At 66.4% G+C, this 23,247-nt stretch carries 17 protein-coding genes and 1 pseudogene; 13 read left to right on the top strand and 5 right to left on the bottom strand.

The annotated features are described in order from the left end of the window. Window positions 1–31: 31 nt before the first annotated feature. Genes PA01_15430 through PA01_15420 form a run of 3 tightly spaced genes read right to left on the bottom strand, consistent with a single transcriptional unit; the run spans window position 32 to window position 2,181 of the window. Complete coding sequence (locus PA01_15430; protein KON79845.1) at window positions 32–832, bottom strand: NRDE family protein; 801 nt, start codon at window positions 830–832, stop codon at window positions 32–34. Beyond that, window positions 823–1,131 carry a DUF4936 family protein gene (locus PA01_15425; protein ID KON79844.1) on the bottom strand — a complete coding sequence of 103 codons (309 nt, stop codon included), beginning with the start codon at window positions 1,129–1,131 and terminating at the stop codon, window positions 823–825. Before PA01_15425 ends, PA01_15430 begins: the two co-directional genes overlap by 10 nt. A 3-nt stretch (window positions 1,132–1,134) precedes the next feature. After that, window positions 1,135–2,181 (bottom strand): folate-binding protein YgfZ, encoded by a 1,047-nt coding sequence (locus tag PA01_15420; protein KON80385.2) that lies wholly within the window; start codon window positions 2,179–2,181, stop codon window positions 1,135–1,137. Between the two features lie 112 nt (window positions 2,182–2,293). On the opposite strand from PA01_15420, the gene mltG reads away from it, so the two are divergent. The 10 genes and pseudogenes from mltG to rmuC all read left to right on the top strand — a co-directional run bounded on the left by mltG (window position 2,294) and on the right by rmuC (window position 13,570). Then, window positions 2,294–3,295 carry an endolytic transglycosylase MltG gene (gene mltG, locus PA01_15415; protein KON79843.1) on the top strand — a complete coding sequence of 334 codons (1,002 nt, stop codon included), beginning with the start codon at window positions 2,294–2,296 and terminating at the stop codon, window positions 3,293–3,295. Next, window positions 3,292–3,923 (top strand): annotated as a pseudogene (tmk, locus tag PA01_15410) (dTMP kinase). Before mltG ends, tmk begins: the two are co-directional and overlap by 4 nt. Further along, entirely contained in the window at window positions 3,920–4,981 is a 1,062-nt protein-coding gene (gene holB, locus PA01_15405) for a DNA polymerase III subunit delta' (protein KON79842.1), read from the top strand. Before tmk ends, holB begins: the two are co-directional and overlap by 4 nt. Then, on the top strand, window positions 4,978–5,340 hold the full coding sequence (locus PA01_15400) for a PilZ domain-containing protein (GenBank protein ID KON79841.1): 363 nt from the start codon (window positions 4,978–4,980) through the stop codon (window positions 5,338–5,340). Before holB ends, PA01_15400 begins: the two co-directional genes overlap by 4 nt. Window positions 5,341–5,373: 33 nt before the next feature. After that, a complete protein-coding gene (locus tag PA01_15395) occupies window positions 5,374–6,147 on the top strand; it encodes a TatD family hydrolase (GenBank protein ID KON79840.1) in 774 nt (257 codons plus the stop codon). Between the two features lie 4 nt (window positions 6,148–6,151). Beyond that, window positions 6,152–6,823, top strand: coding sequence for an ankyrin repeat domain-containing protein (locus PA01_15390; protein ID KON79839.1), 672 nt, complete (start codon window positions 6,152–6,154; stop codon window positions 6,821–6,823). Window positions 6,824–6,979: 156 nt separating this feature from the next. Further along, the gene (gene gdhA / locus PA01_15385; GenBank protein KON80384.1) at window positions 6,980–8,323 is read left to right on the top strand and encodes an NADP-specific glutamate dehydrogenase; all 1,344 of its coding nucleotides are present in this window, start codon (window positions 6,980–6,982) and stop codon (window positions 8,321–8,323) included. Window positions 8,324–8,505: 182 nt separating this feature from the next. Continuing rightward, the gene (locus PA01_15380; GenBank protein ID KON79838.1) at window positions 8,506–9,678 is read left to right on the top strand and encodes a M20 family metallopeptidase; all 1,173 of its coding nucleotides are present in this window, start codon (window positions 8,506–8,508) and stop codon (window positions 9,676–9,678) included. 28 nt (window positions 9,679–9,706) lie between these two features. Next, complete coding sequence (locus PA01_15375; GenBank protein ID KON79837.1) at window positions 9,707–12,202, top strand: FtsX-like permease family protein; 2,496 nt, start codon at window positions 9,707–9,709, stop codon at window positions 12,200–12,202. A gap of 162 nt (window positions 12,203–12,364) precedes the next feature. Then, complete coding sequence (gene rmuC / locus PA01_15370; GenBank protein ID KON80383.2) at window positions 12,365–13,570, top strand: DNA recombination protein RmuC; 1,206 nt, start codon at window positions 12,365–12,367, stop codon at window positions 13,568–13,570. A 29-nt stretch (window positions 13,571–13,599) separates the two neighbouring features. Here the strand turns inward: rmuC and moaA are convergent, their stop codons facing one another. After that, window positions 13,600–14,679 carry a GTP 3',8-cyclase MoaA gene (gene moaA / locus PA01_15365; GenBank protein ID KON79836.1) on the bottom strand — a complete coding sequence of 360 codons (1,080 nt, stop codon included), beginning with the start codon at window positions 14,677–14,679 and terminating at the stop codon, window positions 13,600–13,602. 286 nt (window positions 14,680–14,965) lie between these two features. Between moaA and PA01_15360 the strand changes: the two genes are divergently transcribed. The 3 genes from PA01_15360 to PA01_15350 all read left to right on the top strand — a co-directional run bounded on the left by PA01_15360 (window position 14,966) and on the right by PA01_15350 (window position 18,188). Next, entirely contained in the window at window positions 14,966–15,250 is a 285-nt protein-coding gene (locus PA01_15360; GenBank protein KON79835.1) for a hypothetical protein, read from the top strand. A gap of 102 nt (window positions 15,251–15,352) precedes the next feature. Beyond that, window positions 15,353–17,773: an AAA family ATPase gene (locus PA01_15355; GenBank protein KON79834.1), complete on the top strand. Its 2,421-nt coding sequence runs from the start codon at window positions 15,353–15,355 to the stop codon at window positions 17,771–17,773. 163 nt (window positions 17,774–17,936) lie between these two features. After that, window positions 17,937–18,188: a hypothetical protein gene (locus tag PA01_15350; protein KON79833.2), complete on the top strand. Its 252-nt coding sequence runs from the start codon at window positions 17,937–17,939 to the stop codon at window positions 18,186–18,188. Between the two features lie 69 nt (window positions 18,189–18,257). Here the strand turns inward: PA01_15350 and PA01_15345 are convergent, their stop codons facing one another. Further along, a complete protein-coding gene (locus PA01_15345; GenBank protein KON79832.1) occupies window positions 18,258–23,075 on the bottom strand; it encodes a DUF3320 domain-containing protein in 4,818 nt (1,605 codons plus the stop codon). Window positions 23,076–23,247 lie beyond the last annotated feature (172 nt).

Here is a 23,247-nt window from a genome sequence, read left to right as displayed (position 1 = left end):
GCTGCGGCGGACAAGGGGGGTCAGCGGCGACTCAGCGTGCGATGGGAGGGCGTGTGGTAAAGCGGTGCCGCACTTCGCTTGCAAGTTCGCCCTGGTCGTCCCACGTCCATTCGACGAACCTCACGTCGCCGTCGCGCCGCATCGTGATCACGGTGGAGCAGCGCGTGCCGTAACCCGGCGCGCGGATGAAGGCGGGCGACAGCCAACGCTCCCAGTCTGCGCTGACGCCCGTTTCCGGCAGGTGGCTGTCGGGCGCCGGGGCGTCATCGCGCAACAGCGGAAGGAGCGCGTCCTCGCCGTCTTCGGGTAGGCGGGCGAGGGCGGCGGCGAAGCGCTCGCGGGCAAGCCGGACTTTCGGCCACGGCGTATCGAGAAGATGGTTCGACAGCCCGTAGATGCCGGTCTCGAGCAGCCGTACGCTGCCGATGGTGCTTTCATGAATGCCCAGATGCCGGCCGTCGCTGACGAACAGGTTGAATGCAGCGTAGTCCGGACTGACTGCCGCAATCCGGCGCAGGGTCGAGTCGGCATCGGAGTTGGCATTGGCGTTTGCGGCCGCAGTGAGGCAGTCGCGCACGAGAACGCCGCGCGACGGCGCCCCCGGCCGGTGCAGCGTCGGGTCGCGATAATTCGTCAATGCCGCGAAGCGTCCGCTGCGCGTGACGCCCATCCACGTCCCGCCGCCTTCGAGGTCCCGACCGGCGAGCAGATCCGGCGCGTCGGTCCACCAGTGCGCGGGCACTGCGGGACGCGCGAGGAACTCGTCGCGGTTCGCGGCCACGACGAGCGGGTAGTCGGGGTGAGCCTGCCAGCCGACGACGATCAGGCACATTCGACGAAACGTTCGAGGTGCCTGGCCGAACCGGGCTCGATCAGGTCGGCGAGCCGATGCGCTTCGATCTCGGCAGCAAGCGCCGCTTCGAAAGCGACCGGATCGGCAACGGATTCGTACATCTCCATCCACGTCGCATCGTCGCCGCGGCGCTCCATCAGCCGCCCTGCGACCATCGTGCGGGCCGCGACCGCAGCCTGCATCGCGCGCACGTTCGCATGCGCATCGTCGCGGTCGATGCCGGCGCGAATGCGGTAGTAAATGAAGTAATGAATGCGCGCGGTTTCGCTGGTGGCCATCGTTCAGGGCAGCGCGTAAGGAAGGTCGAGAAACGAAAGCCGCGGACCGGCAAGGCTGCCCAGATGCACGTCACCCGCTTCGGCGCAGCTGGTCTGCATGACCGCGAGCGCCTCGAACCCGCCTTCGGGGGAGGGCGCGACGTTGACGAGCTTGCCGGCGGACTGGTCGCCGAACTCCGGCGCGAAGACATCGGCGCCCGGCAGCGGCTCCGTGCCATCGGCGATCCGAACGTGGTACATGCGCTTCTTGAGCTTCCCGAGGTACTGCGTCCGGGCGACGATCTCCTGGCCGGGGTAGCAGCCTTTCTGGAAACTGACGCCGCCAATGATTTCATAGTTGAGCATCTGCGCGACGAATTCTTCCTGCGTCGGAACGGTGATCAGCGGCACGCCGGCGCGCACCATCGCGAGCTGCCACGCTGCGCTGCCGGCCTTCGCCGCGCCCGCCGCGAGCAGTGCGCCAAATGCTTGCGGAGCGTCGGCGACGGGAAGCGCGACGAGGAAGTTGTTGTCATCGAGGCGGATGCAGCGCGTGTCCCCCGTTACGGCCTGCGTCATCGCCGCGGGCGGCACGGCGAGCCCGGCGCGCGCAAGCACCTGGCTCGCGTCGCCGCCGCTGACCCCGACGAGCGCCGTTTCGGCGCCGTCATCGGCGAGCCTGACTTTGCTGCGCAGCACGTACATCGACAGCTTCTTCAGCAGCGCCGGCTGGAGGTCGGCGGACGTCACGAGCGCGTGACCGTCGGCTTCCTTCCACAGCAGGATGCTCGCGAGCATCCTGCCTTTCGGCGAGTTGAAGCTGGTCCACTGCGCGCCGTCGGCCGAGAGGTTCTTGACGTCGTTCGAGAACAGGTTGTGCAGGAACGGCGCGGAATCTTCGCCGCGACTGCGGATGATCCCGAGATTGACGAGCGGCACGACGACAGTGGCAGCCGGCGCAAGCCCGGCGTCCGGGGTATCGAAACGGATGCCGGTGCTTTCGATCGTAGCGCCTTCCGCGATGAGAAAATCGGTCCAGGTCGAATGGGTCCAGGTCGAATTCGTATTCATGTCGTTAAGCCGGAGTCGGAGAATGCGATGAAGTATTATAGGGTCCGCCCGCCCCAAGCGGTCGCCGGCGCATCGCCTCCGACACGCCGAAGTTCAATTATTTCACTATCGCATGAAGTCGCTGCTCCTCCGATTGTTTCTCGTCGTCGCACTCGGCGCTGCAGCGGGTCTCTCCGCTGCGTGGTGGTATGTCACGCGTCCGCTGCCGCTCGCCCGGCCGGTCGTCGACTTCACGGTGCAGCGCGGGTTTACGATGCGCGAAGCGGCTGCGGCGATCGCCGACGCGGGTGTCGATATCGATCCGCGCGTGCTGTACTGGATTGCGCGGCTCACGGGCAAGGCCGACCGCATTCTGGCGGGCAGCTACGAGGTCCACACCGGGATCACGCCGTGGCTGCTGATCCTCAAGCTGTCGAGCGGCGATGTCTCGCAGGCTCAACTGCGCCTCGTCGAGGGGTGGAATTTCAGCCAGGTGCGGGCCGCGCTCGAAGCAAACGCCGAGCTGATCCAGGACACCGTGGGCCTGTCGGAGGCGGAGATCCTGCAGCGCGTCGGTGCGACCGAATCCCACCCCGAAGGGCTGTTCTTTCCCGATACCTATCTTTTCGACAAGCAGTCGAGCGCGCTGGCGCTGCTCGCCCGCTCGTATCGGGCGATGCACGAGCGGCTCGCGCAGGTGTGGGAGGCGCGAAACTCCGATCTGCCGCTCGCGTCGCCGTACGAAGCGCTGATCCTCGCGTCGATCGTCGAGAAGGAAACCGGCCGCGCGGAAGATCGCGCGCTGATCGCGTCGGTGTTCATCAACCGCCTGCGCAGCGGCATGCGTTTGCAGACCGATCCGACGGTGATCTATGGCCAGGGCAGCGCGTTCGACGGGAATCTGCGCAAGCGCGACCTCGAAACCGATCACGCGTACAACACCTATACGCGCAGCGGACTTCCGCCGACCCCGATCGCGATGCCGGGACTCGACGCGCTGATTGCCGCGGTCAGGCCGGCGACGACCGATTATCTTTATTTCGTCTCACGCGGTGACGGCACGAGCGAGTTTTCGACGAATCTGAATGACCATAACAAGGCCGTGACTCAATATCAGCGGAGAACAGGAAGTTGAGCGGATCGCAGGCGCCGGCACGTTTCATCACGTTCGAAGGCATAGACGGGGCGGGCAAGAGCAGCCAGATCGCGGCCGTCGTCGCGCTCCTTGAGGCGCGCGGACTGTGCGTCGAACAGACCCGCGAGCCCGGGGCACCGCGCTCGGCGAGCGCTTGCGCGAGCTGCTGCTGCACGAACCGATGCACCTCGAAACCGAAGCGATGCTGATGTTCGCCGCGCGCCGCGAGCATCTTGCCGCGCGCATCCTGCCGGCACTCGCGGCCGGGCGTTGGGTCGTGTCGGACCGCTTTTCGGATGCCACCTATGCGTACCAGGTCGGCGGCCGCGGCCTCGACCCGGCGAAATTCGCAGCGCTCGAAGCGTGGGTGCATCCGGGCTTCCAGCCCGACCTGACGCTCGTCTTCGATCTGCCGCCGGAAGTCGCCGCTGCGCGGCTCGCGAGGGGCGGCGCGCAACCCGACCGCTTCGAGCGCGAGCAGCGCGATTTCTTCGAGCGGGTGCGTGCCGCGTACCTCGAACGGGCGCGCATCGCGCCCGCGCGCATACGCATCGTCGATGCCGGGCGCACGCCCGAATCGATCCGCGCCGAGGTCGAGGCGATCGTCGAGGAGTGTTGCCTGCGATGATGCACCCGTGGCTGCAGCAAACCTGGCAGCGGCTCGTCGCGCTCGACGAACGCCTGCCGCACGCGCTGCTGTTCGTCGGCCCGGCGGGACTCGGCAAGCGCGATCTCGCCGACGCATTGGCGGCGCGCCTGTTGTGTGCGACGCCGCGCGCCGACGGCCTCGCGTGCGACCAGTGCACGACCTGTCAGCTGCGCCGCTCGGGCAACCACCCCGACCTCTTCATGATCGTGCCGGCTGCCGACAGGGAAGGCGGCGACGGCGACGAGGGCCGGGAAGGCGGGGAACGCGACGCCGGGGTGGCAAAGAAGAAATCCACGCAGATCGTCATCGAGCAGATCCGCGAGCTGCAGCAGTCGCTTTCGGTGACCGGCCACCAGAGCGGGCGGCGCGTCATCGTCGTCGATCCGGCCGACGCGATGAACCCGTATACCGCGAACGCGCTGCTGAAGCTGCTCGAAGAGCCTCCCGCCGGTTGCCTGTTCGTGCTCGTGTCCTCGGCGCCGCGCCGCCTGCTGCCGACGATCCGCAGCCGCTGCCAGCAGTGGAGCTTTTCGCGGCCCGCCGCGGACGTGGTCGGGCAGTGGCTCGGCACGCACGATGCGCCGGCCGCGGAGCTGCTCGCCCTGACCGGCGGCATGCCGCTGGCCGCGCAGCGCTTGGCCGGACAGGGCGCCGGCGCACTGCTGGGCCGTTTCGTGCGCGACGTGGCGCAATTGCCCGCGACCGATCCGCTCCAGCTCGCCGGTCAGTGGGAAACCTGGCTGAAATCCAAGGAAGCGCTCGCTGCCGGTTTCGGTGTCGTGCAGCTGGTCGAGTGGATGCAGCGCTGGGTGACCGATCTCGCGTCGCTGCGCCTCGGCGGTCGCGTACGGTTTTTTCCCCGCGAGGAAGGCGTCGTGCGCGCGCTGGCGCAGCGCTCGACCGTCGCCGCAGTGTTGAACTGCTACAATGAGCTCGCCCGGATTCGCCGGGTTGCCCAGCATCCGCTGAATGCCCGACTGATGCTCGAAGACATGCTGTTGCGCTATGTACGTGCGCTGGCCGGACCGTCATCATGAGCGAAAGCAAACCGAGCGCTGCACGTCCGAGCGTGTTGTCGCTGAACATCAACTCGAAATCCGCGCTGTACGCCGCGTATATGCCGTTCCTCGCGAACGGCGGCATTTTCGTGCCGACGCCGCGGCCGCATCAGATCGGCGACGAGGTGTTCATGCTGCTGCAACTGATGGACGATCCGACGAAGCACCCGGTCGCGGGGACCGTCGTATGGATTACGCCGCCTGACGCCCAGGGCGGCCGCACGCAGGGGATCGGCGTGCATTTCAGCGCCGACGATTCGGGACGCGCGCTGCGCGGGCGCATCGAGCAGATCCTCGCCGGACACCTCGGTTCCAGTCGTCCGACCCACACCCTTTGATTCCGCCCGGTTTCCCCGAGGTTCGTCGATTCCATGTTCGTCGATTCACACTGTCATCTCGATTTTCCCGACCTGGCCGCGCGTGAAGACGCCGTGCTCGCGGCAATGGCGGCGAATCGCGTCGGTCACGCGCTGTGCGTCAGCGTGAAGCTCGAAGACTTCCCGCGGGTGCTGGCGCTCACCGAGCGTCATGCGAATCTCTTCGCCTCGGCCGGCGTTCATCCCGACAACGACGACGTCGAGGAGCCCGACGCGGCGCGCCTCGGCACGCTCGCCGATCACCCGAAAGTCGTCGCGATCGGCGAGACGGGCCTCGATTACCACTGGCAGAAAGACGCTCCGGAATGGCAGCGGGCGCGCTTTCGCACCCACATTCGTGCTGCGCGCGCCTGCGGCAAGCCGCTGATCATCCATACTCGCTCCGCCGCGGCCGATACGCTGCGCCTGATGCGTGAAGAAGATGCCGCCGGGGTGGGCGGTGTCATGCACTGCTTCACCGAGACGCGCGAGGTCGCCGAAGCGGCGCTCGACCTCGGCTTCTACATTTCCTTCTCCGGCATCGTCACGTTCAGGAACGCGACCGATCTCAAGGCGGTCGCGCAGTACGTTCCGCTCGATCGCCTGCTGATCGAAACCGATGCGCCGTATCTCGCGCCGGTGCCGCACCGCGGCAAGACGAATGAACCCGCCTGGGTGGTGCATGTCGCCGAAGAGATCGCGCGCCTGCGCAACGAGCCGCTGGAGCGCATCGCTGCGGCGACGACCGAAAATTTCTTCCGCCTGTTCCGCCACGCCCGGAGATCCTGATCCCATGAAGCGAACGATCCTTGCCGCACTGCTTGCCGTCGCGCTCGGCAGCGCATCCGTCCTGGCCAGCAGCTACGAAGATTCGCTGAACGCCGCGCGGCTCGGCGAAACCCGGCCGCTGGTACAGCTGCTCAGCCGCGGGCTCGATCCGAACACCGTCGATGAACAGGGCAATACGCTGTTGATCCTCGCGGCGCGCGAAGGCCACGCGGACACCGTCGCGGCGCTTCTCGAATTCCGGCCGAAGCTCGGCCAACGCAACGCGGCGGGGGATTCGGCGTTGATGATGGCGGTGCTCAAGGGCCATGACGATGTCGTCGATGTGCTCCTCGATGCCGGCGCTCCGGTCAATCATGACGGCTGGACGCCGCTGATGTACGCCGCTTTCGAAGGCCGTGTCGCGATCCTCGAACGCCTGCTCGCGCAAGGCGCGGACGTCAATGCGCTGGCGCCGAACCAATCGAACGCGCTGATGCTCGCGGCGCGCAACGGCCACATCGACGTCGTGCGCCGGCTGCTGCGCACGGACGTCGATCTCGACCAGAAGAACGACGCGGGCTTCACGGTCGACAGCTGGGCGCAGGCCAACGGCAACACCGACATCGCCGAGCTGGTACGAACCGAGCGCAGCAGGCGCGCGAAGGCGTCGCCGGGGATGCGGCGCGAGACCAGGTAGGGGTGGGTGCGGTGCGGTCGCGATGAAAACCGCGAATGAACCGGAATGGTGCGCGTGAGGCACAAAAATAGTGCAGGAAACGGCGAGTTCAAGGAAAATCCTCGTCCGCCCGCGCTTCGCGGGTGTCCGGTCACCTTCCTGCCAAAGGTCAATGCAATGCGCTATCAGTCCCTTGAAGAGTTCCTCTCTCACGTAGAACAACGCAATCCCGGTCAGCCCGAGTTCATCCAGGCGGTCGCCGAGGTCATGGAAAGCCTCGTGCCGTTCATCACCGAACATCCGCGCTATGCTGAACACGGCCTGCTCGACCGCCTCGTCGAGCCGGAGCGCGCGATCCAGTTCCGGGTGTCGTGGGTCGACGACCGCGGCGAAGTGCAGGTCAACCGCGGCTACCGCATCCAGCACAGCTCGGCGATCGGGCCTTTCAAGGGCGGACTGCGTTTCCACCCGTCGGTGAACCTGTCGGTGCTGAAGTTCCTCGCGTTCGAGCAGACTTTCAAGAACGCGCTGACGACGCTGCCGATGGGCGGCGGCAAGGGCGGGTCGGATTTCGATCCGAAAGGTCGCAGCCCGGGCGAGGTGATGCGCTTCTGTCAGGCTTTCATCACCGAGCTGTACCGTCATATCGGCGCTGACACGGACGTGCCGGCGGGCGATATCGGGGTCGGCGGGCGCGAGGTCGGCTTCATGGCCGGGATGATGAAGAAGCTGTCGAACAAGGCGAGCTGCGTGTTCACGGGCAAAGGGCTGAGCTTTGGCGGCTCGCTGATCCGTCCGGAGGCAACCGGTTACGGCATGGTGTATTTCGCCGAGGAGATGCTGCGTCACGCGGGGCAGACGATGGCGGGCATGACGGTTTCGGTCTCGGGCTCGGGCAACGTCGCGCAGTACGGCATCGAGAAGGCGATGGCGCTCGGCGCGAAAGTCATCACCGCGTCCGACTCGAGCGGCACGGTCATCGACGAGGCGGGCTTCACGCCCGAAAAGCTCGCGGTGCTGATGGACGTCAAGAACGTGCATTACGGTCGCGTCAGCGAATACGCCGAGCGCCTCGGCCTGCATTTCGAGCCCGGCAAGCGGCCGTGGCACGTCCCGGTCGACGTGGCGTTCCCGTGCGCGACGCAGAACGAGGTCGACGGTGACGACGCCGCGGTGCTCGTGCGCAACGGCGTCAAGTGCGTCGCCGAAGGCGCGAACATGCCGTGCAATGCGGCTGCGGTGCGCGTGTTCGAGAAGAACGGCGTGCTGTATGCGCCGGGCAAGGCGAGCAACGCCGGCGGCGTCGCCACTTCGGGGCTGGAGATGAGCCAGAACGCGATGCGGCTGTCGTGGACCCGCGAAGAGGTCGATGCGCGCCTGCTCGAGATCATGCAGGGGATTCACCGCATGTGCCTGCAGTACGGCAGCAAGCCCGACGGTTCGGTGAATTACTCCGACGGCGCGAACGTTGCCGGCTTCGTCAAGGTCGCCGACGCGATGCTCGCGCAGGGCGTCATCTGAGGCCTTCGTAACGAAAGCTGCGACATTTTCCACGGGGAAGGCGGCTCGCCGTCCCCGTGGAAGGAAAGCAATTCGTCGCTGCGGTCGCGCAGCCCTCGCCCGGTTCGACGGCCGGCGTCAGGATCATTACACTCGATGTTTTCGCACAACGTCACCGAAACCCGATTCACAAGGGGGCAGACATGAGCGTCATCGAATCCATCCGGCCCCGTCTCGCGAAACTCACCGAGATACGCCGCGACCTCCACGCCCATCCCGAACTCGCGTTCGCCGAACACCGTACCGCCGAGCTGATCGCGCGCCATCTCGAAGCCGCGGGCATCGAAGTCCACCGCGGCCTCGGCAGGACCGGAGTCGTCGGCGTCGTGCGCGGCGGACGCAGCCTGCGGGCGATCGGCCTGCGCGCCGATATCGATGCGCTGCCGATGCAGGAGCGCAACGCGTTCGCGCACCGTTCCGTGCACGAAGGGTGCATGCATGCGTGCGGGCATGACGGCCATGCGACGATGCTGCTCGGCGCGGCCGACGCGCTCGCGGCGCGACGCGACTTCGACGGCACTGTGTATCTGATTTTCCAGCCTGCCGAGGAAGGCGAAGGAGGCGGGCTGGCGATGATCGAGGACGGCCTGTTCGACCGTTTTCCGATGGAGTCGGTTTTCGGCATGCACAACTGGCCCGGCATGCCGGCCGGACAGTTCGGTGTGCGCAGCGGCCCGGTCATGGCGAGCGCCGACCGTTTCGACATCGACGTGCGCGGTCACGGCGCCCACGCGGCGATGCCTCATCTGGGCGCCGACCCGGTGACCGCAGGCGCGGCGCTGGTGCAGGCGATCCAGACGATCGTCAGCCGTACGCTCGATCCGATCGATTCGGCAGTGGTGTCCGTCACGCGGTTCAATGCCGGCGAGGCGTACAACGTCATTCCTGACCGCGCCCAGCTGGGCGGTACCGTGCGTGCCTTCAGCGAAATCGTGCAGGGTCGGGTCGAATCGGCGCTGCAGCGCATCTGCGACGGCGTCGCCGCGGCGTTCGATGTCGAAGTCAGGCTGGATTATCGCCGCGGCTATCCGCCGACGATAAACAGCGCGGCCGAAGCTGCCCTCTGTGCGGAAGTGGCGAGCGAACTGGTCGGCTCGGCGAATGTCGCGACCGATACCCGTCCGAGCATGGGAGCGGAAGACTTCGCGTACTTCCTGCAGCGCAAGCCCGGCTGCTATGTCTGGATCGGCAACGGCGAGGGCGAAGGCGGGTGCATGCTGCACAACCCGACTTACGATTTCAACGACGACATCATCGCGACCGGCGTCGCGTACTGGGTCGAACTGGTGCGCAAGGTACTCGCGCCGGCGCGATGAGCGTGCGCGACAGGATTCTGCGGTCGACATGAAAACCATCCGGCTCGCGTGGCGCATGATGTTGCGCGACCTGCGCGCGGGCGAGTTGCTCCTGCTCGGCCTCGCGATCGTCATCGCAGTGGCGAGCCTGACGAGCGTCGGTTTCCTTGCCGACCGCGTGTCGCGCGGGCTCGACCGCGAAGCGAACCAGTTGCTCGGAGGCGACCTGTTGCTGCGCGCCGACCGGCCGTGGGACCAGCAGTTTGCGGACGAAGCACGGCGGCGCGGCCTGCGGACCGCCGAGACAGTGGTATTCACGAGCATGGTGAGCACCGCAGAGGCGGCCCAGCTTGCGGGCGTCAAGGCGGTCGAGGCGGACTATCCGCTGCGCGGCAGCGTGCGCGTCGCGCCTGGTCCGAACCGCCCGGATGCGGTCGCCGAGCGAATGCCGCAGCGCGGCGAAGTCTGGCTCGACGAACGGCTTTTCGCCGCGCTCGGCGTCGCAGTCGGCGACACGGTTGGACTCGGGCAGCTCGAGTTCCGCGTCGGCGCGATGGTGACGTTCGAGTCGGATCGCGGCGCGAATTTCTTCAGCCTGTTGCCGCGGGCGATCTTCAACGCCGCGGACCTGCCCGCAACGGGCCTGTTGATCGCCGGCAGCCGCGCGACGTGGCGGCTGCATCTGGCGGGCGAACCGGACGCCGTCGCGGGTTTCGAACCCTGGGCGCGGCAGCGGCTCGGGCGCGGACAGGCAGTGGAAAGCATCGAGAATGCGCGCCCCGAGGTGCGTGGCGCGCTCGACCAGGCGCAGCGCTTCCTGCGGCTCGCGGCGCTGCTCGCGGTGATCCTCGCCGCGGTCGCGGTCGGCCTTGCGGCGCGCCGCTTCATGCAGCGTCATCTCGATGGCTGCGCGGTGATGCGCTGCCTGGGCGCGCGCCAGGCGCAGGTGTTGTGGATCGTCGTCGGCGAGTTCGTGTTCTTCGGCCTCGTCGCGGCGACGCTCGGCGGTGTGGCCGGCTGGGCGGTGCAATTCGGGCTCGCGGCCGTGCTCGCCGAAGTGATGGGAGCGGAGCTGCCGCCGCCGTCGCTGCTGCCGTTTGCGCATGGCCTCGCGGTCGGCATGGTGCTGCTCGTCGGCTTCGTGCTGCCGCAACTGCTGCGCCTCGGGAAAGTATCGACGCTGCGTGTGCTGCGGCGTGAACTGGGCGTGGTCGAGCCGGTCAGCGGACTTGCATGGGCGTGCGGCGCCGGCGCGCTGCTCGCGATCATTTTCTGGATCGCCGGCGACCTGAAGCTCGGCGCGACGGTCGCGGCCGGTTTTGCGGCGGCGCTCGGCCTGTTTGCGCTCGCGGCGTGGGGCGTGTTGCATGCGATCGCCGGCTCGAAAGGCCGCCGCACGATCCGCCATGGCGGCTGGCGCTACGGCCTCGCGTCGCTCGCGCGGCGCATGGCAGGCAGCGTGATCCAGGCGACCGCGCTCGGTCTGGGGCTGACGGCGCTTCTGCTGCTGACGCTGGTGCGTGCGGACCTGCTCGAGAACTGGCGCGGGATGACGCCGCCGGACGCGCCGAACCGCTTCATCATCAATATCCAGCCCGATCAGCGCGAAGCGCTCGCGGCGTTCTTCGTCGACCACGGACTCGTTGCTCCCGACATCATGCCGATGATCCGCGGGCGCCTCGTCGCGATCAACGACCGGCCGGTCGATCCGGACGATTTCGTCGATCAGCGCACGAAACGGCTCGCCGAACGGGAGTTCAACCTGAGTTACGGCGCCATGCTTCCCGACGGCAATCGGATCACGGACGGGCGCTGGCACGGCGATCAACGCGAAGCCCAGTTTTCGGTCGAGAAAGGCCTCGCCGAGACTTTCGGGTTGGCGGTCGGCGACCGCGTGCGCTTCGATATCGCCGGACGCCTCGTCGAGGCACCGATCACCAGCGTGCGCGAGCTCGACTGGAATTCGATGCGCGTCAATTTCTTTTTCATCGCCGCGCCCGGCATGCTCGAAGACGATCCGGCGAGCCTGATCACGAGCTTTCGTCTGCCCCCCGACAGCCACGCATTTACGGCCGCCCTGGTGGCCCGTTTCCCGAACCTGTCAGTCATCGATGTCGGCGCGGTCATCGAGCAGGTCCGCTCGATGACCGACAAGCTGGTGCTGATCGTGCAGTTCGTGTTCGGCTTCGCGGTGCTGGCAGGGTTCGTCGTGCTGTATGCGGCGCTGCAATCGACGCACGACGAGCGCGACTACGAACTCGCGGTACTGCGCACGCTCGGCGCGCGCAACCGGCAGGTGCGGGGCGCGCTGTTCGCCGAATTTCTCGTCCTCGGCGGCGTCGCCGGAGCGCTCGCGGGCGTCGGAGCCACGGTGATCGGCTGGGCCCTTGCGCATTACGTGTTCAAGATGGCGTACGTGCCGGCGCCGTGGCCCATCCTGTTCGCAATCATCATCGGCGCAGGCGGCGTGGTCGCGGGAGGTTGGCTCGGCACGCGCAAGCTGCTCGCGCGTCCGCCGCTCGCGAGCCTGCGCGCGTCGGCGTGATTCCGGCGCCGACTCCCGCCATCCCCGCGGCGCTGCGGGCGATTTGCTGCCGGAGTCCGGCGTTCCCGCCCGGTGCCCGCGTTGCGGCAACTGCAAGCGGGCGGGGCGCGCCGGATCATCGTCGCTATAATCCGGCACGATTTCGAACGGGGTGCGATGCGGATGCCTGAATACATGCTGGCCGGGCTGGTGGCCGGACTGATCGTGATCGTCGTCTGGCTGGCGTGGCGCATGCGCCGGCTCGAACAGGATCTTCCGGAGGTGCTCGTCGCTGAAGTCGAGGCTGCGCTCGCCGGGCAGCATCGCGCGATGCTCGGCGACCTGCACGACGGCCTGGCGCGCCAGGCCGACCGGCTCGCCGAACATGCACGCGCCGATCGCGACCTGCTGCAGCGCGGGCTCGCGGGCGCATCGGGCCAGCTCGCCGCGAGCATCGAAGCGATGACGCGCAGCGTCGATCGTCGTCTCGAAACCCTGTCCGGCCACGTCAACGAGCGCCTCGACGAAGGCTTTCGCAAGACCAACGAGACGTTCACGAACGTGATGGCCCGGCTTGCGACGATCGACGAAGCGCAGAAAAAAATAGACGGTCTGACCACGAACGTCGTCAGCCTGCAGGAACTGCTCGGCGACAAGCGCGCGCGCGGTGCGTTCGGCGAAGTGCAGCTCGAAGCGCTGGTGCGCAACATGCTGCCGCCCGATTCCTACGCATTCCAGCATACGCTGCCGAACAATGCGCGTGTCGATTGCGCGCTGCGCCTGCCCGAGCCGACCGGCCTCGTCGGTGTCGATTCGAAGTTTCCGCTCGAGAACTACCACCGCATGGTCGGCGAAAGCGTTTCGGACCTCGACCGCAAGCTCGCGCAAACGGCGTTTCGCGCCGATGTCAGGCGCCATGTGGACGCGATCGCGTCGAAATACATCATCCCGGACGTGACTTCCGACGGCGCAGTGATGTTCGTACCGGCCGAAGCCGTGTTCGCGGAGATCCACGCCCATCATCCGGAAGTCGTCGCCTACGCGCAGGGGCGCCGGGTGTGGATCGTGTCGCCGACGACGCTGATGGCGGTGCTGAACACCGCGCGCGCGGTCTTGAAGGACGTCGAGACGCGCAAGCAGGTGCACGTCATCAAGGATGCGCTCGGCAAGCTCGCGAAGGACTTCGCGCGCTTCGACGAACGCATGAACGCGCTCGCCCGCCACATCGAGCAGGCGAGCAAGGATGTTCAGGACGTGCAGGTCAGCTCGCGCAAGATCAGCGCGCATTTCCAGAAAATCGAGTCGGCGCAGCTCGACCAGGGGGCCAGCGATGAGCTGGTGCCGGTGATGGTGGCGTCGGTGAGGCGGGCGGAAGGCGGTGCGGGCTGACGGGACGGTATGCGCGTCGGCGGCGTGGCTCAACCGCCGATGTAGGACATTTCGATCTTGCGCAGTCCGGCGGTATTCGCGGTGCGGATTTCCGAGTAGCGATCTTCCCGGTTGTGCCACACGCCGGCGATCGTCTGGTCCAGCTCGTCATCGGAGACGCCCGCGCGCAGCATTTCACGCAGATCGTGCCCGGTCTGCGCGAACAGGCAGGTGTAGAGTTTGCCTTCCGTCGACAGCCGGATGCGTGAGCAGGTCGAGCAGAACGCTTGCGTCACCGACGAGATGACGCCGATCTCGCCGGCGCCGTCGCGATAACGCCAGCGCTCGGCGACTTCGCCGGTGTAGTTCGGATCGACCTGTTCAAGGGGAAAGACCTGGTTGATGCGTTCGATGATTTCACGCGAGGGCACGACCGAATCGAGCTTCCAGCCGTTCGAGCTGCCGACGTCCATGAACTCGATGAAGCGCAGGATGTGGCCGCTGCCGCGGAAATGGCGCGCCATGTCGAGGATGCCGGAGTCGTTGACGCCGCGCTTGACGACCATGTTCACCTTGATCGGTCCGAGCCCGGCATCCTTGGCTGCGGCGATGCCTTCGAGCACTGCCGCGACCGGGAAATCGGCATCGTTCATGAGCCGGAAGGTCGGATCGTCGATCGCGTCGAGGCTGATCGTGACGCGATCGAGGCCCGCGTCCTTCAAGGTCCGCGCCATTTTCGGCAGCAGCACGCCGTTGGTCGTGAGCGTCAGTTCGATGTTGGGAATCTGCGCCAGCATTTCGATGAGGTTCTCGACGTGCTTGCGCAGCAGCGGCTCGCCGCCGGTGATGCGGATCTTGCGCACGCCACGCGCTGCGAAGCGGCGGGCGACGCGGGTGATTTCCTCGAACGACAGCAATTCCGTGCGCGGCAGGAACGGGTAGTCGGCCCCGAACACCGAGCGCGGCATGCAGTAGATGCAGCGGAAATTGCAGCGGTCGGTGACGGAGATCCGAAGGTCCTGTACCGCGCGGTCGCGCCGATCCTTCAGCGGGCCCTCAGTCGGATAAGGGGTGCCGGAGACAGTCGGTGAGGCGCTCGAAGGGCCGGGCTGGATCGGGATGATTTTCATGTGACGCGGTTCGCTGAGAGCTTTTGGCGATTATCGGACGCCGTGCCTCCGGATTCCTTGCCCTGGAGCAAGTAGCCAGGGTGACAGCCGTCGGCTTTTCCATTATCGGCAGCATCGACAAGGCACGCAAGCCGGGCCGCTTCAGTCCCTTCATCCGTCGTGTTCCTTCCGGTGTGCCTACTGTGTCACGACGCGCTGCCGGTCCCGGTGGTTCGCAACTGGCGGCTCGGATATAAAAGCGAATTCTCGATTTCAATGGCTGCACGAGGCCGGGCGGAGTGTTCCGATGCGGAGAAAAGTTACCGAAACGTCGACCGAAGAGCTTTACGAACGGTTTCCCCATCTGCGGAAAATCGACCTGCTGTGGGGAAACCCGGAGTGCCGGAAGTTCCTTTTCATGCTGATGACCGACACGCGCGGCGGTACGCGGCAGGGTTTTCCGCGCGAACATGGCGCAACGATCATGGCGCTGCTTCTCGAGCACGACCGATGTTTTCCGCAGTTCGAGCACGTCGTCAGTCCCCACGACCAGCGCTGGGGAAACGACATGCGACGCAAGGAGTGGAGGTGATCGGCACCTTGCCGTCGAAGCGGATTGAAGGGGATCATGACGGGAGCTTCGGGCAGGTCGGCCGGAGCTCCCGTTTCATTGCGGCATCTGGAGAACGACGATATGGCCGATTTCGAGCCTCTGCCAGCGCAATGGTTGCGCGTGGCTTGTGCGTCGGACGTTTTCGAATTCGATTCGACGGCCGGTCTCCCCGATCTGCCGGGCGGGCTCGGGCAGGCGCGGGCCGAGGACGCGCTGCGTTTCGGTCTGGCGATGCGTCAGCCCGGCTACCATGTTTTCGTCCTCGGTGAATCGGGCACCGGTCGCCACGTCGCGGTGCAGCGCCTGCTGCGCGAACTCGCGGACCAGGGCGAGGTGCCGCCGGACCTGTGTTACCTGCATAATTTCGACGATCCGCTGCGCCCACGGCTGCTGACGCTGCCGGCCGGCCGAGGGGCAATGCTGCGTGCCGACATGCAGGCGTTCATCCGCGAATTGCGGCCGGCGATCGACGCCGCGCTCGACAGCGACACTTACAGCAGCCGTATCGAATCCTTGCAGGCCGCGCACAAGTCGCGCGAGGAAGCGGCGCTGCGTGAGCTCGGGCAGGCGTGCGCGGCGGAGGGAATTTCGCTGCTCAAAACGCCGGAAGGCTTCGTCTTTGCGCCGATTCACGACGGGGAGACGATGTCGCCGGAGGAGTTCGAGGCCTTGCAGCAGCCGGAGCGGGATGCGATCGAAGCCAAAGTCGGCGCGTGGAGCGATCATCTCACCGCGCTGCTCGAGCAGTTTCCCGGTTGGCGCAAGGCATTGCACGAGGCCATGAAGCGCGCCGCGCGCGACGCGCTGGCGCCGGCTGTGTCGCACCTGACGCGAGGCTTGCGCGAGCGCTACGCAGACCTCGAGCAGGTGGAGAGTTTTCTTTCGGCGATCACCGCCGAATTGCTCGACAGCGGCGACGAGTGGGCTGGCGGCGAAGACGAGGAAGACGTCCCCGAGGACGAAGCGCGGACGCGATTCCACCGTTACCAGATCAACCTCCTCGTCGATCACTCGGCAACGCGCGGCGCACCGGTCGTGTACGAGGACAATCCGGGTTTCGTCAACCTCATCGGCCGCATCGAGCACGTCGCGCAGATGGGCACGCTGGTGACGCACTTCAACCTGATCCGTGCCGGGGCGCTGCACCGGGCCTGCGGTGGCTACCTCGTTATCGATGTCGAGCGCCTGCTCGGGCAACCTTTTGCGTGGGACGGACTCAAGCGGGTGCTGCGGGGACGCGACATCCGCATCGAGCCGCCGGCCGAGGCGCAGGGCTGGACCAGCATCGTGACTCTCGAGCCGGAGCCGGTGCCATGCGACATCAAGGTCGTGCTGATCGGCGATCGCGAGCTGTTCTTCCTGCTCACCGAGCACGATCCCGATTTCCCCGAGCTTTTCAAGGTCGGCGCCGATTTCGATGACGATCTGCCACGGACGGCCGAGAACGTCGTGCGTTACGCGCATCTTCTGGCGACGCTCGCCCGCTCGGCGAGCCTGCTGGCGCTCGACCGCAGCGGTATCGCCGCGATGGTCGAACACGGCGCCCGCATCGCCGAAGACGGCGGACGGCTGACGCTGCAGACGCGCCTGCTCGCTGACGTGATGCGCGAAGCGGACTACCATGCGCGCAACGCGAAGCTGACGATCATCGGGCGGGCGCAGGTCGATCTCGCCGTCGCTTCGCGTGCGCGGCGGTATGCACGCTACTCCGAGCGGGTGCTGGAAGCGATGGTCGAGGGGACGACGCTGATTTCGACGTCGGGCGAGCGCTGCGGCCAGATCAACGGTCTCGTGATCGTCGACATGGCGGGAGAGCGCTTCGGCCACCCGGTGCGGATCACTGCGACGGCGCGGCTCGGTGAAGGCGACGTCATCGATATCGAGCGCGAAATCGAGCTCGGCGGGGCGATCCACTCCAAAGGCGTGCTGATTCTCTCGGCTTTCCTGGCATCCCGCTATGCCCGCCATCAGCCGCTATCACTGTCGGCGAGCCTCGTGTTCGAACAGTCGTATGTGCCGGTCGAAGGCGATTCGGCGTCGCTCGCGGAGCTGTGCGCGCTGCTGTCCGCGCTCGCACAGCTGCCGATCCGCCAGTCGTTCGGCGTGACCGGATCGGTCAATCAGCTCGGCGAAGTCCAGGTGATCGGCGGCGTGAACGAAAAGATCGAAGGGTTTTTCGACCTGTGCGCGATACGCGGGCTGACCGGGGAGCAAGGCGTCGTGATCCCGTCGGCAAGCGTACGTCACCTGATGCTGCGCAACGATGTCGTCGAAGCGGCGCGGAACGGGCAATTTCACATCTACAGTGTCGCAACGGTCGATGAGGCGATGACCGTGCTGACGGGGCTCGCCGCAGGCATGCCCGATGCGAAAGGGGTGCTGCCGAAGGAGAGCATCAACCAACGCGTCGCCTCGGCGCTCGCCGCGATGACCGCCGCGAAGCATGCGTTTGCCGAAGGGCCCGGGCGTACGCATCGCCATCGCAGGCGGAGCGATCATTGAGGCACGGGCCGGCTGCGAGGGCGGGCAACGCAGGCGGGAGTCGAATTTGCTTCACGTATAGTCTCTGCTCATCCTGGAGCCTACGATGATCTCGAGTGCCCTTGAATTGTCCAGGCCGGAACGAGTTCCCCATCGATGGCATGTCCTCAAGGTGTTGCGGGCGATGCGATCGGGCCATCCGTTCATACGACTTTTCGACATGTCGTGCCTGATGCACCTTGAAGGTGTTCCGCTGGCGGTGCATTTCTTCGGCTACCTGGAGCGCAACGGCTACATCGCGCCGCGTGCCACAGCGGGCCTGCTCGCCCATTACTACACGCTCACTTCCGACGGCATCACGTTGTACGAGGAAGGGGAGCGGTGGTGGGGCTCGCTCGGGTGGCAGCAAAAGCTCTGGGTGATCTGGCGGGGGTAGGGGGTAGATTTTGCGCGACCGCTCCGGTTTGCGTCGTCCTTGACGATCAGGTCTCTGGCAGCCTTGATTTCAAGCTACCGCGTAGCGATCCGCGACGAGCCGAAGGCGGCCGGTCGCGAGGAGTGTGTCGAGTCGTCCGCCCAGGACGCCGGCACTATTCGCCGACGCGCGCCCAAAACCCAGGGCCTCGACGGCGCTCGTGATGGCCGCCTCCCGCTCCATCGAGAAACCCGCGTGGATCGCCTGCAGCAGCGCGGCGTCCAGTTCCTCCGGCGAGACCCATTCGATCCTGCGCTCGGCCGGCGCGAAGGCGCTGCGGCTTCTGGCCCGCACGTCGCCGCGCGGTTGGGTATGGAGAAATCCGCCCGCATGCTCGAACAGCCCGGTGCGCACGCCGTGTTCGATTGCCCTCGAAACTGCGTGCGTGATGCGACTGCCGGCACGGCTCACGCCAAAAGCCTCCAGCAGGCGTCGGGTCACTTCGGCTTCATGGACGGGCGCTTCGATCGCCACGACCTTCTGTATGAGGTCCCCCAGTTGCGGAACGGCGATCTCGTGGATCGCTTCGGCGCCTTCCGAGCGCGGCAGAACGGCTTTGCGGTAAGTCGCGACGCCAGGCGGAGTCGTCTCCGCGTCCGGCTGCGCACGCTCTATAACCGGCGCGTTCACGGGCCGGACAGCCGGTCGAACCGGGCGGGCCGCCTTGCGCAGTGCGCACGCGGCCTCGATCGCGGCGATCGCGCGGTCGACTTCCCGCCCGGGATCGCGGAACCAGTCGGTGCTCCAGATCCGGTGGAAGGTCCAGCCGAGGCCTTCGAGAACCCCCTGGCGCAGGCGGTCGCGGTCGCGGGCCGAACGTGAGCTGTGATAGGCCGCCCCGTCGCATTCGATTGCCAGAACGTAACGACCCGGCAGCTCCGGGTCCTTGACCGCCATGTCGATGAAATATCCGGCGGTGCCGACCTGGGGTTCGATCCGGTAGCCGCGCGCCTGCAGCGCGGTCATCACCTCGAACTCGAACGGCGAGTCGGGCGCGCGCCCCGTTTCCCGCGGAATGTCCAGCACGCGTGTCTCGGCGTACTTGAGGAAGTGCTTGAGAGCGCGCACGCCGTGACTCGCCGTCTCGTCGAGGTCGAGTTCCTCGCCGCGGAAGTTGCTGAAGACGGTCATGCCCATCTTCGCGCGACTGATGAGGACGTTGAGGCGCCGCTCGCCGCCTTCGCGGTTCAGCGGGCCGAATTCCTTCGCGATCCGTCCGGACTCGTTGCGCCCGTATCCGATGCTGATGAAAATGCGGTCGCGCTCGTCGCCCTGCACGTTTTCCAGGTTCTTGACGAAGAACGGCTCGGTGGGATGAGCTTCGGTGAAGAACCGCTCCGACCCGGGCGATTTGCGTCGCAACAGTTCCAACTCCACCTGGATCAGGTCGCGCTGCGCGACGCTGAACGCCACCACGCCCAGCGACAAGCCCGGGTGCGTCGTCGCATGCTCCATCACTGCCTGGGCGACCGCGCGGGCTTCGTCGCGGTTGGTGCGCGTGCGCCCGCGGTCGTACAGCGCATGCGGAAGACAAACCATCTCCAGGCCTGTTGCCAGCATATTCGTGCCCGACGACGGGAAGATCGTGAGCCTGCGCTCGTAGAACTCGACATTCGATACGGCGATCAGCGATTCGTGGCGGCTGCGGTAATGCCAGCTGAGGTAACGTTCCTGGGCGCCGCGGGCGCGAAAAAGCGACAGCACGCTTTCGATGTCGGCGGTGACGTTGTCCGCTTCGTCGAACTCGACGTCACGTCCGAAAAAATCGGTCGGCGGCAGCTGGCGCGTGTCGCCGACAACGATCGCCTGCCGACTCCGCAGCAGCGCGCCGAACGCATCGACCGCTTTCACCTGCGAGGCCTCGTCGAAGATGACGACGTCGAACTCGACTTTGCCGGGAGGCAGGAAGCTGGCGATGGACATCGGGCTCATCATGAAAACAGGCTTGATCGCCTGCACCGCGCGGCCGGCCTGATCCATGAGCTGGCGGATCGGCATCAGGCGCCGCTTCTTGTTGGCCTCGTTGCGCACGATGCCCATCTCTCCCGGATCGGAAAGACGCGGCTGGGTCTCCCAGATCCGCTTCGCGAGCGCGGCCTGCGCGTGGCCCAGCGACAGCTGGTCGAGGTGGCGGAAGCGGTCGATGAGGTGCGCCTGCCTGACGCGGTCGAACCGGGCGAGCGTCGGCGAGGCGGCGTAAGCGTGAGCGACGAGGCCGGCATACCAGCTGTAGTCGAACGCATGAACGAGGTCGTCCGCGTCGCGCTCCCAGCCCGCTGCCGCCTGCGCCACTTCCGGCAACCCGAGGGCGACGAGCTCGTCCCGGAGGTCGTTGAAGCGGATCGTCTCGTAGATCGTCGGCACCGCTTCGAGCCACGTCGCCAGCTGCTCGTGCAGCTCGGCAAAAGGGGAGTCGAGGAGCGTGGACGCCGGCCGGGTCGGGACGAAACCCAGAAGGTCGACGATCGTCGTGACGCGTGCGCGCAAGTCGTCGGCAGCGCTATGGATCGCCGTGATCGAAGTGCCCACACTGCCGGCATCCGGCTGCTTGGCGAGGAAATCGACGATGCCGGCAGGCAGAAGCCCTTTGCCGATGTCGGCATGGAGTGCGATGACCCATTCGCTCGCCCGCCCGAGGACTTCCCAGTCGGAACGTTCGCCGATCCATGGGGTGCCGAAAAGCGTTTCACCAAGCGCGAGATGCTGGTCGTAAGCGCGCTTGCTCAGCTGGTAGCCGAGGATGCCATCGACCAGCGCGAGCGTCGACGCATTGTCCTTGGGCAGCGGCTTTTTGCACAGGCCCTGGACGCGGGCCCGGGCGCGTCGATAGTCGCCCGAGAAAACGCGCCACCACTTTTCGCCGAACTGCGCGAGGTGCTGGCGCTCGGTCAGCAGGTCCTGTTCCCATGCCTGCTCAATCAGCATCCCGTCGTGCGCGGCGCGCTTCGAAGCCATCTGGCGGCCGGCCGCGACGAGCGCCCGGATGGATTCGGGCGTGGTCTGCCATGCTGCGCTATCGAGGCGCACGCCGGTAAGCGCCGGCGCTTCCGTTGCGCGCCGCGCCGTGCGACAGAGCACGTCGACATCCTGGAGCGTGGCCGGGTGTTCGAGTCCGAAGCGGGCGGCCAGCTGCCCCGCCGACTCCCGCACGCGTGACAGCACCGTGACGGCGTGCTGCAGCTCCTCCGTGACCTGCGCCTGCTGAGCAGGCGAGAAGGTCGTGCACGCGGTACCGTAGAACGTGTTGAGCGACGGCCGCCCGTTTTCCCGCAAGTGACGCGCCAGCTCCGCGACTTTTTCGCGGGCGCGGGCGTGGTCTCGCTGCGACCACGCTTTCATCGGCTCGAAGGACCATGCCGGCAAGCTCTCATGCTTGCGCTGGAGGCGCAAGTAATGGCCCAGCGCGGTGATGAACGGGATTGCGCTCGCGCCGATGGCCGTATTGACTGCTTCGCAATACGCATTCAGCTCGTCGCGGACTTCCTTGAGCGCCGCCAGGTCGTCCGCCCCGTCCGCTGCCAGCGGTCGACCTTGCTGCAAGGTGCGTTCGAGCTCCCGGATCACCGACTGCTTGGTCGCCTTGTGGCTGTGCAGTTCGAGCACCGCATCGCCCAGATGGCACTCGTCGAGGCGGCGCTTGACGACTTCGAGCGCCGCCATCTTCTCGGCCACGAACAGCACTTTTCTGCCGCCGGCCAGCAGCTCCGCGATGATGTTCGTGATGGTCTGGGATTTCCCCGTGCCCGGCGGTCCCTGGATCACCAGGTTGCGGCCTTCGCGCGCTTCGAGGATCGCCATCGTCTGGCTGCTGTCGGCGTCGCGCACGAAGCGCACTTCGCCCGGCGCGATGATCGTGTCGAGACGCGTGTCCTCGGCGACGAAAGCGGCTTCGTTCGAAAAGCCTTCGCCGAGCAGGCGCCCCAGGACCGGATGTTCGCTCGGTCGCTTGTCCTCGGGCCAGAGTGCTTCGTCGAGGTCGTTGAACATCAGGAACTTGCCGAACGAGAAAAACCCGAGGTGGATCTCGTCAGGCGCCACTTTCCAGCGCGGCTGCTTCGACACGCACGCGGCAACGGCTTCGTAGAAAGCTTCGGTGCCCGGCATCTCGGAAGCATCGGCGTTCGCATCGCCCATGTACTGCGGCAGATCGAGCGCAAAGTCCGTCTTCAGCTTTGCCGCAAGCGACAGGTTCTGGATGAGATCGTCGTCGCTGTAGCGCAAGCGGAAGACATCCCGGGTGCCCGTGCGGGACAGCTCGACCGGCACGAGCAGCAACGGCGCCTTGCGAAGCTTGTCCGAGGAGTCCGCCTCGTACCAGTGCAGGAAACCCAGCGCAAGAAAAAGGATGTTTACCCCTTGCTCCTGGATGAAAGTCTGCGCTTCGGTGTGAATTTTCAGCAGGCTGAGAAATAGCCGTTCCTCGGAAAGAACCGTCTGCAGCCGGGTGTCCGTGTGCTGCGCCGCGACGGCGCCACCGGCGACGTCCCCAGCCGGCCAATCAGCCCCGTCGAGTTCTGCGACGAGGGCCATCGTCGCCGCGTCCGGCGCCGGCGCATCGTTTTCCTCGCGGATTTCACCCGGCTCGGGGGCCGCGTCCTGAACGGAGTCAGTCTCGACGATGCTGTTCCCGGTCTCTTTCCCGCCCTTCGTTTTTTTCTCGGGCGCGGGCACGAACGTCATGGCCTTGTTCTGCCGGTACAGGAGCTGAAGGATCTGCTCGGAGCGCTCATCGACGATCGCGAGGCTCCGGGGGCCGCTGCGAAAGTTGATCATCGTGTTGCGCAGGCCGATGTCGAGGAGGTCCTTTCGACTGCTGGCAAGCTTCCTTTTAATCTCTGCGTGCGACATTTCACGTTACCTATTCAACGTCAGCCCGAGCACAGGATACCGGACCCATAAAGGCGATCAATGGTAAGCGAATACGCTCTGTCTCCGAGGTCCGCCGCCGAAGTCCGGACGACCCGGCGCCGTCGATCGGGCGAAGCCGGCGGCGCATCAAAGTGATGCGATCGGAAACGGG

The organism is Azoarcus sp. PA01, from assembly GCA_001274695.2.
Classification (GTDB): domain Bacteria; phylum Pseudomonadota; class Gammaproteobacteria; order Burkholderiales; family Rhodocyclaceae; genus Aromatoleum.
This window is presented reverse-complemented; position numbering and strand designations above follow the sequence as displayed.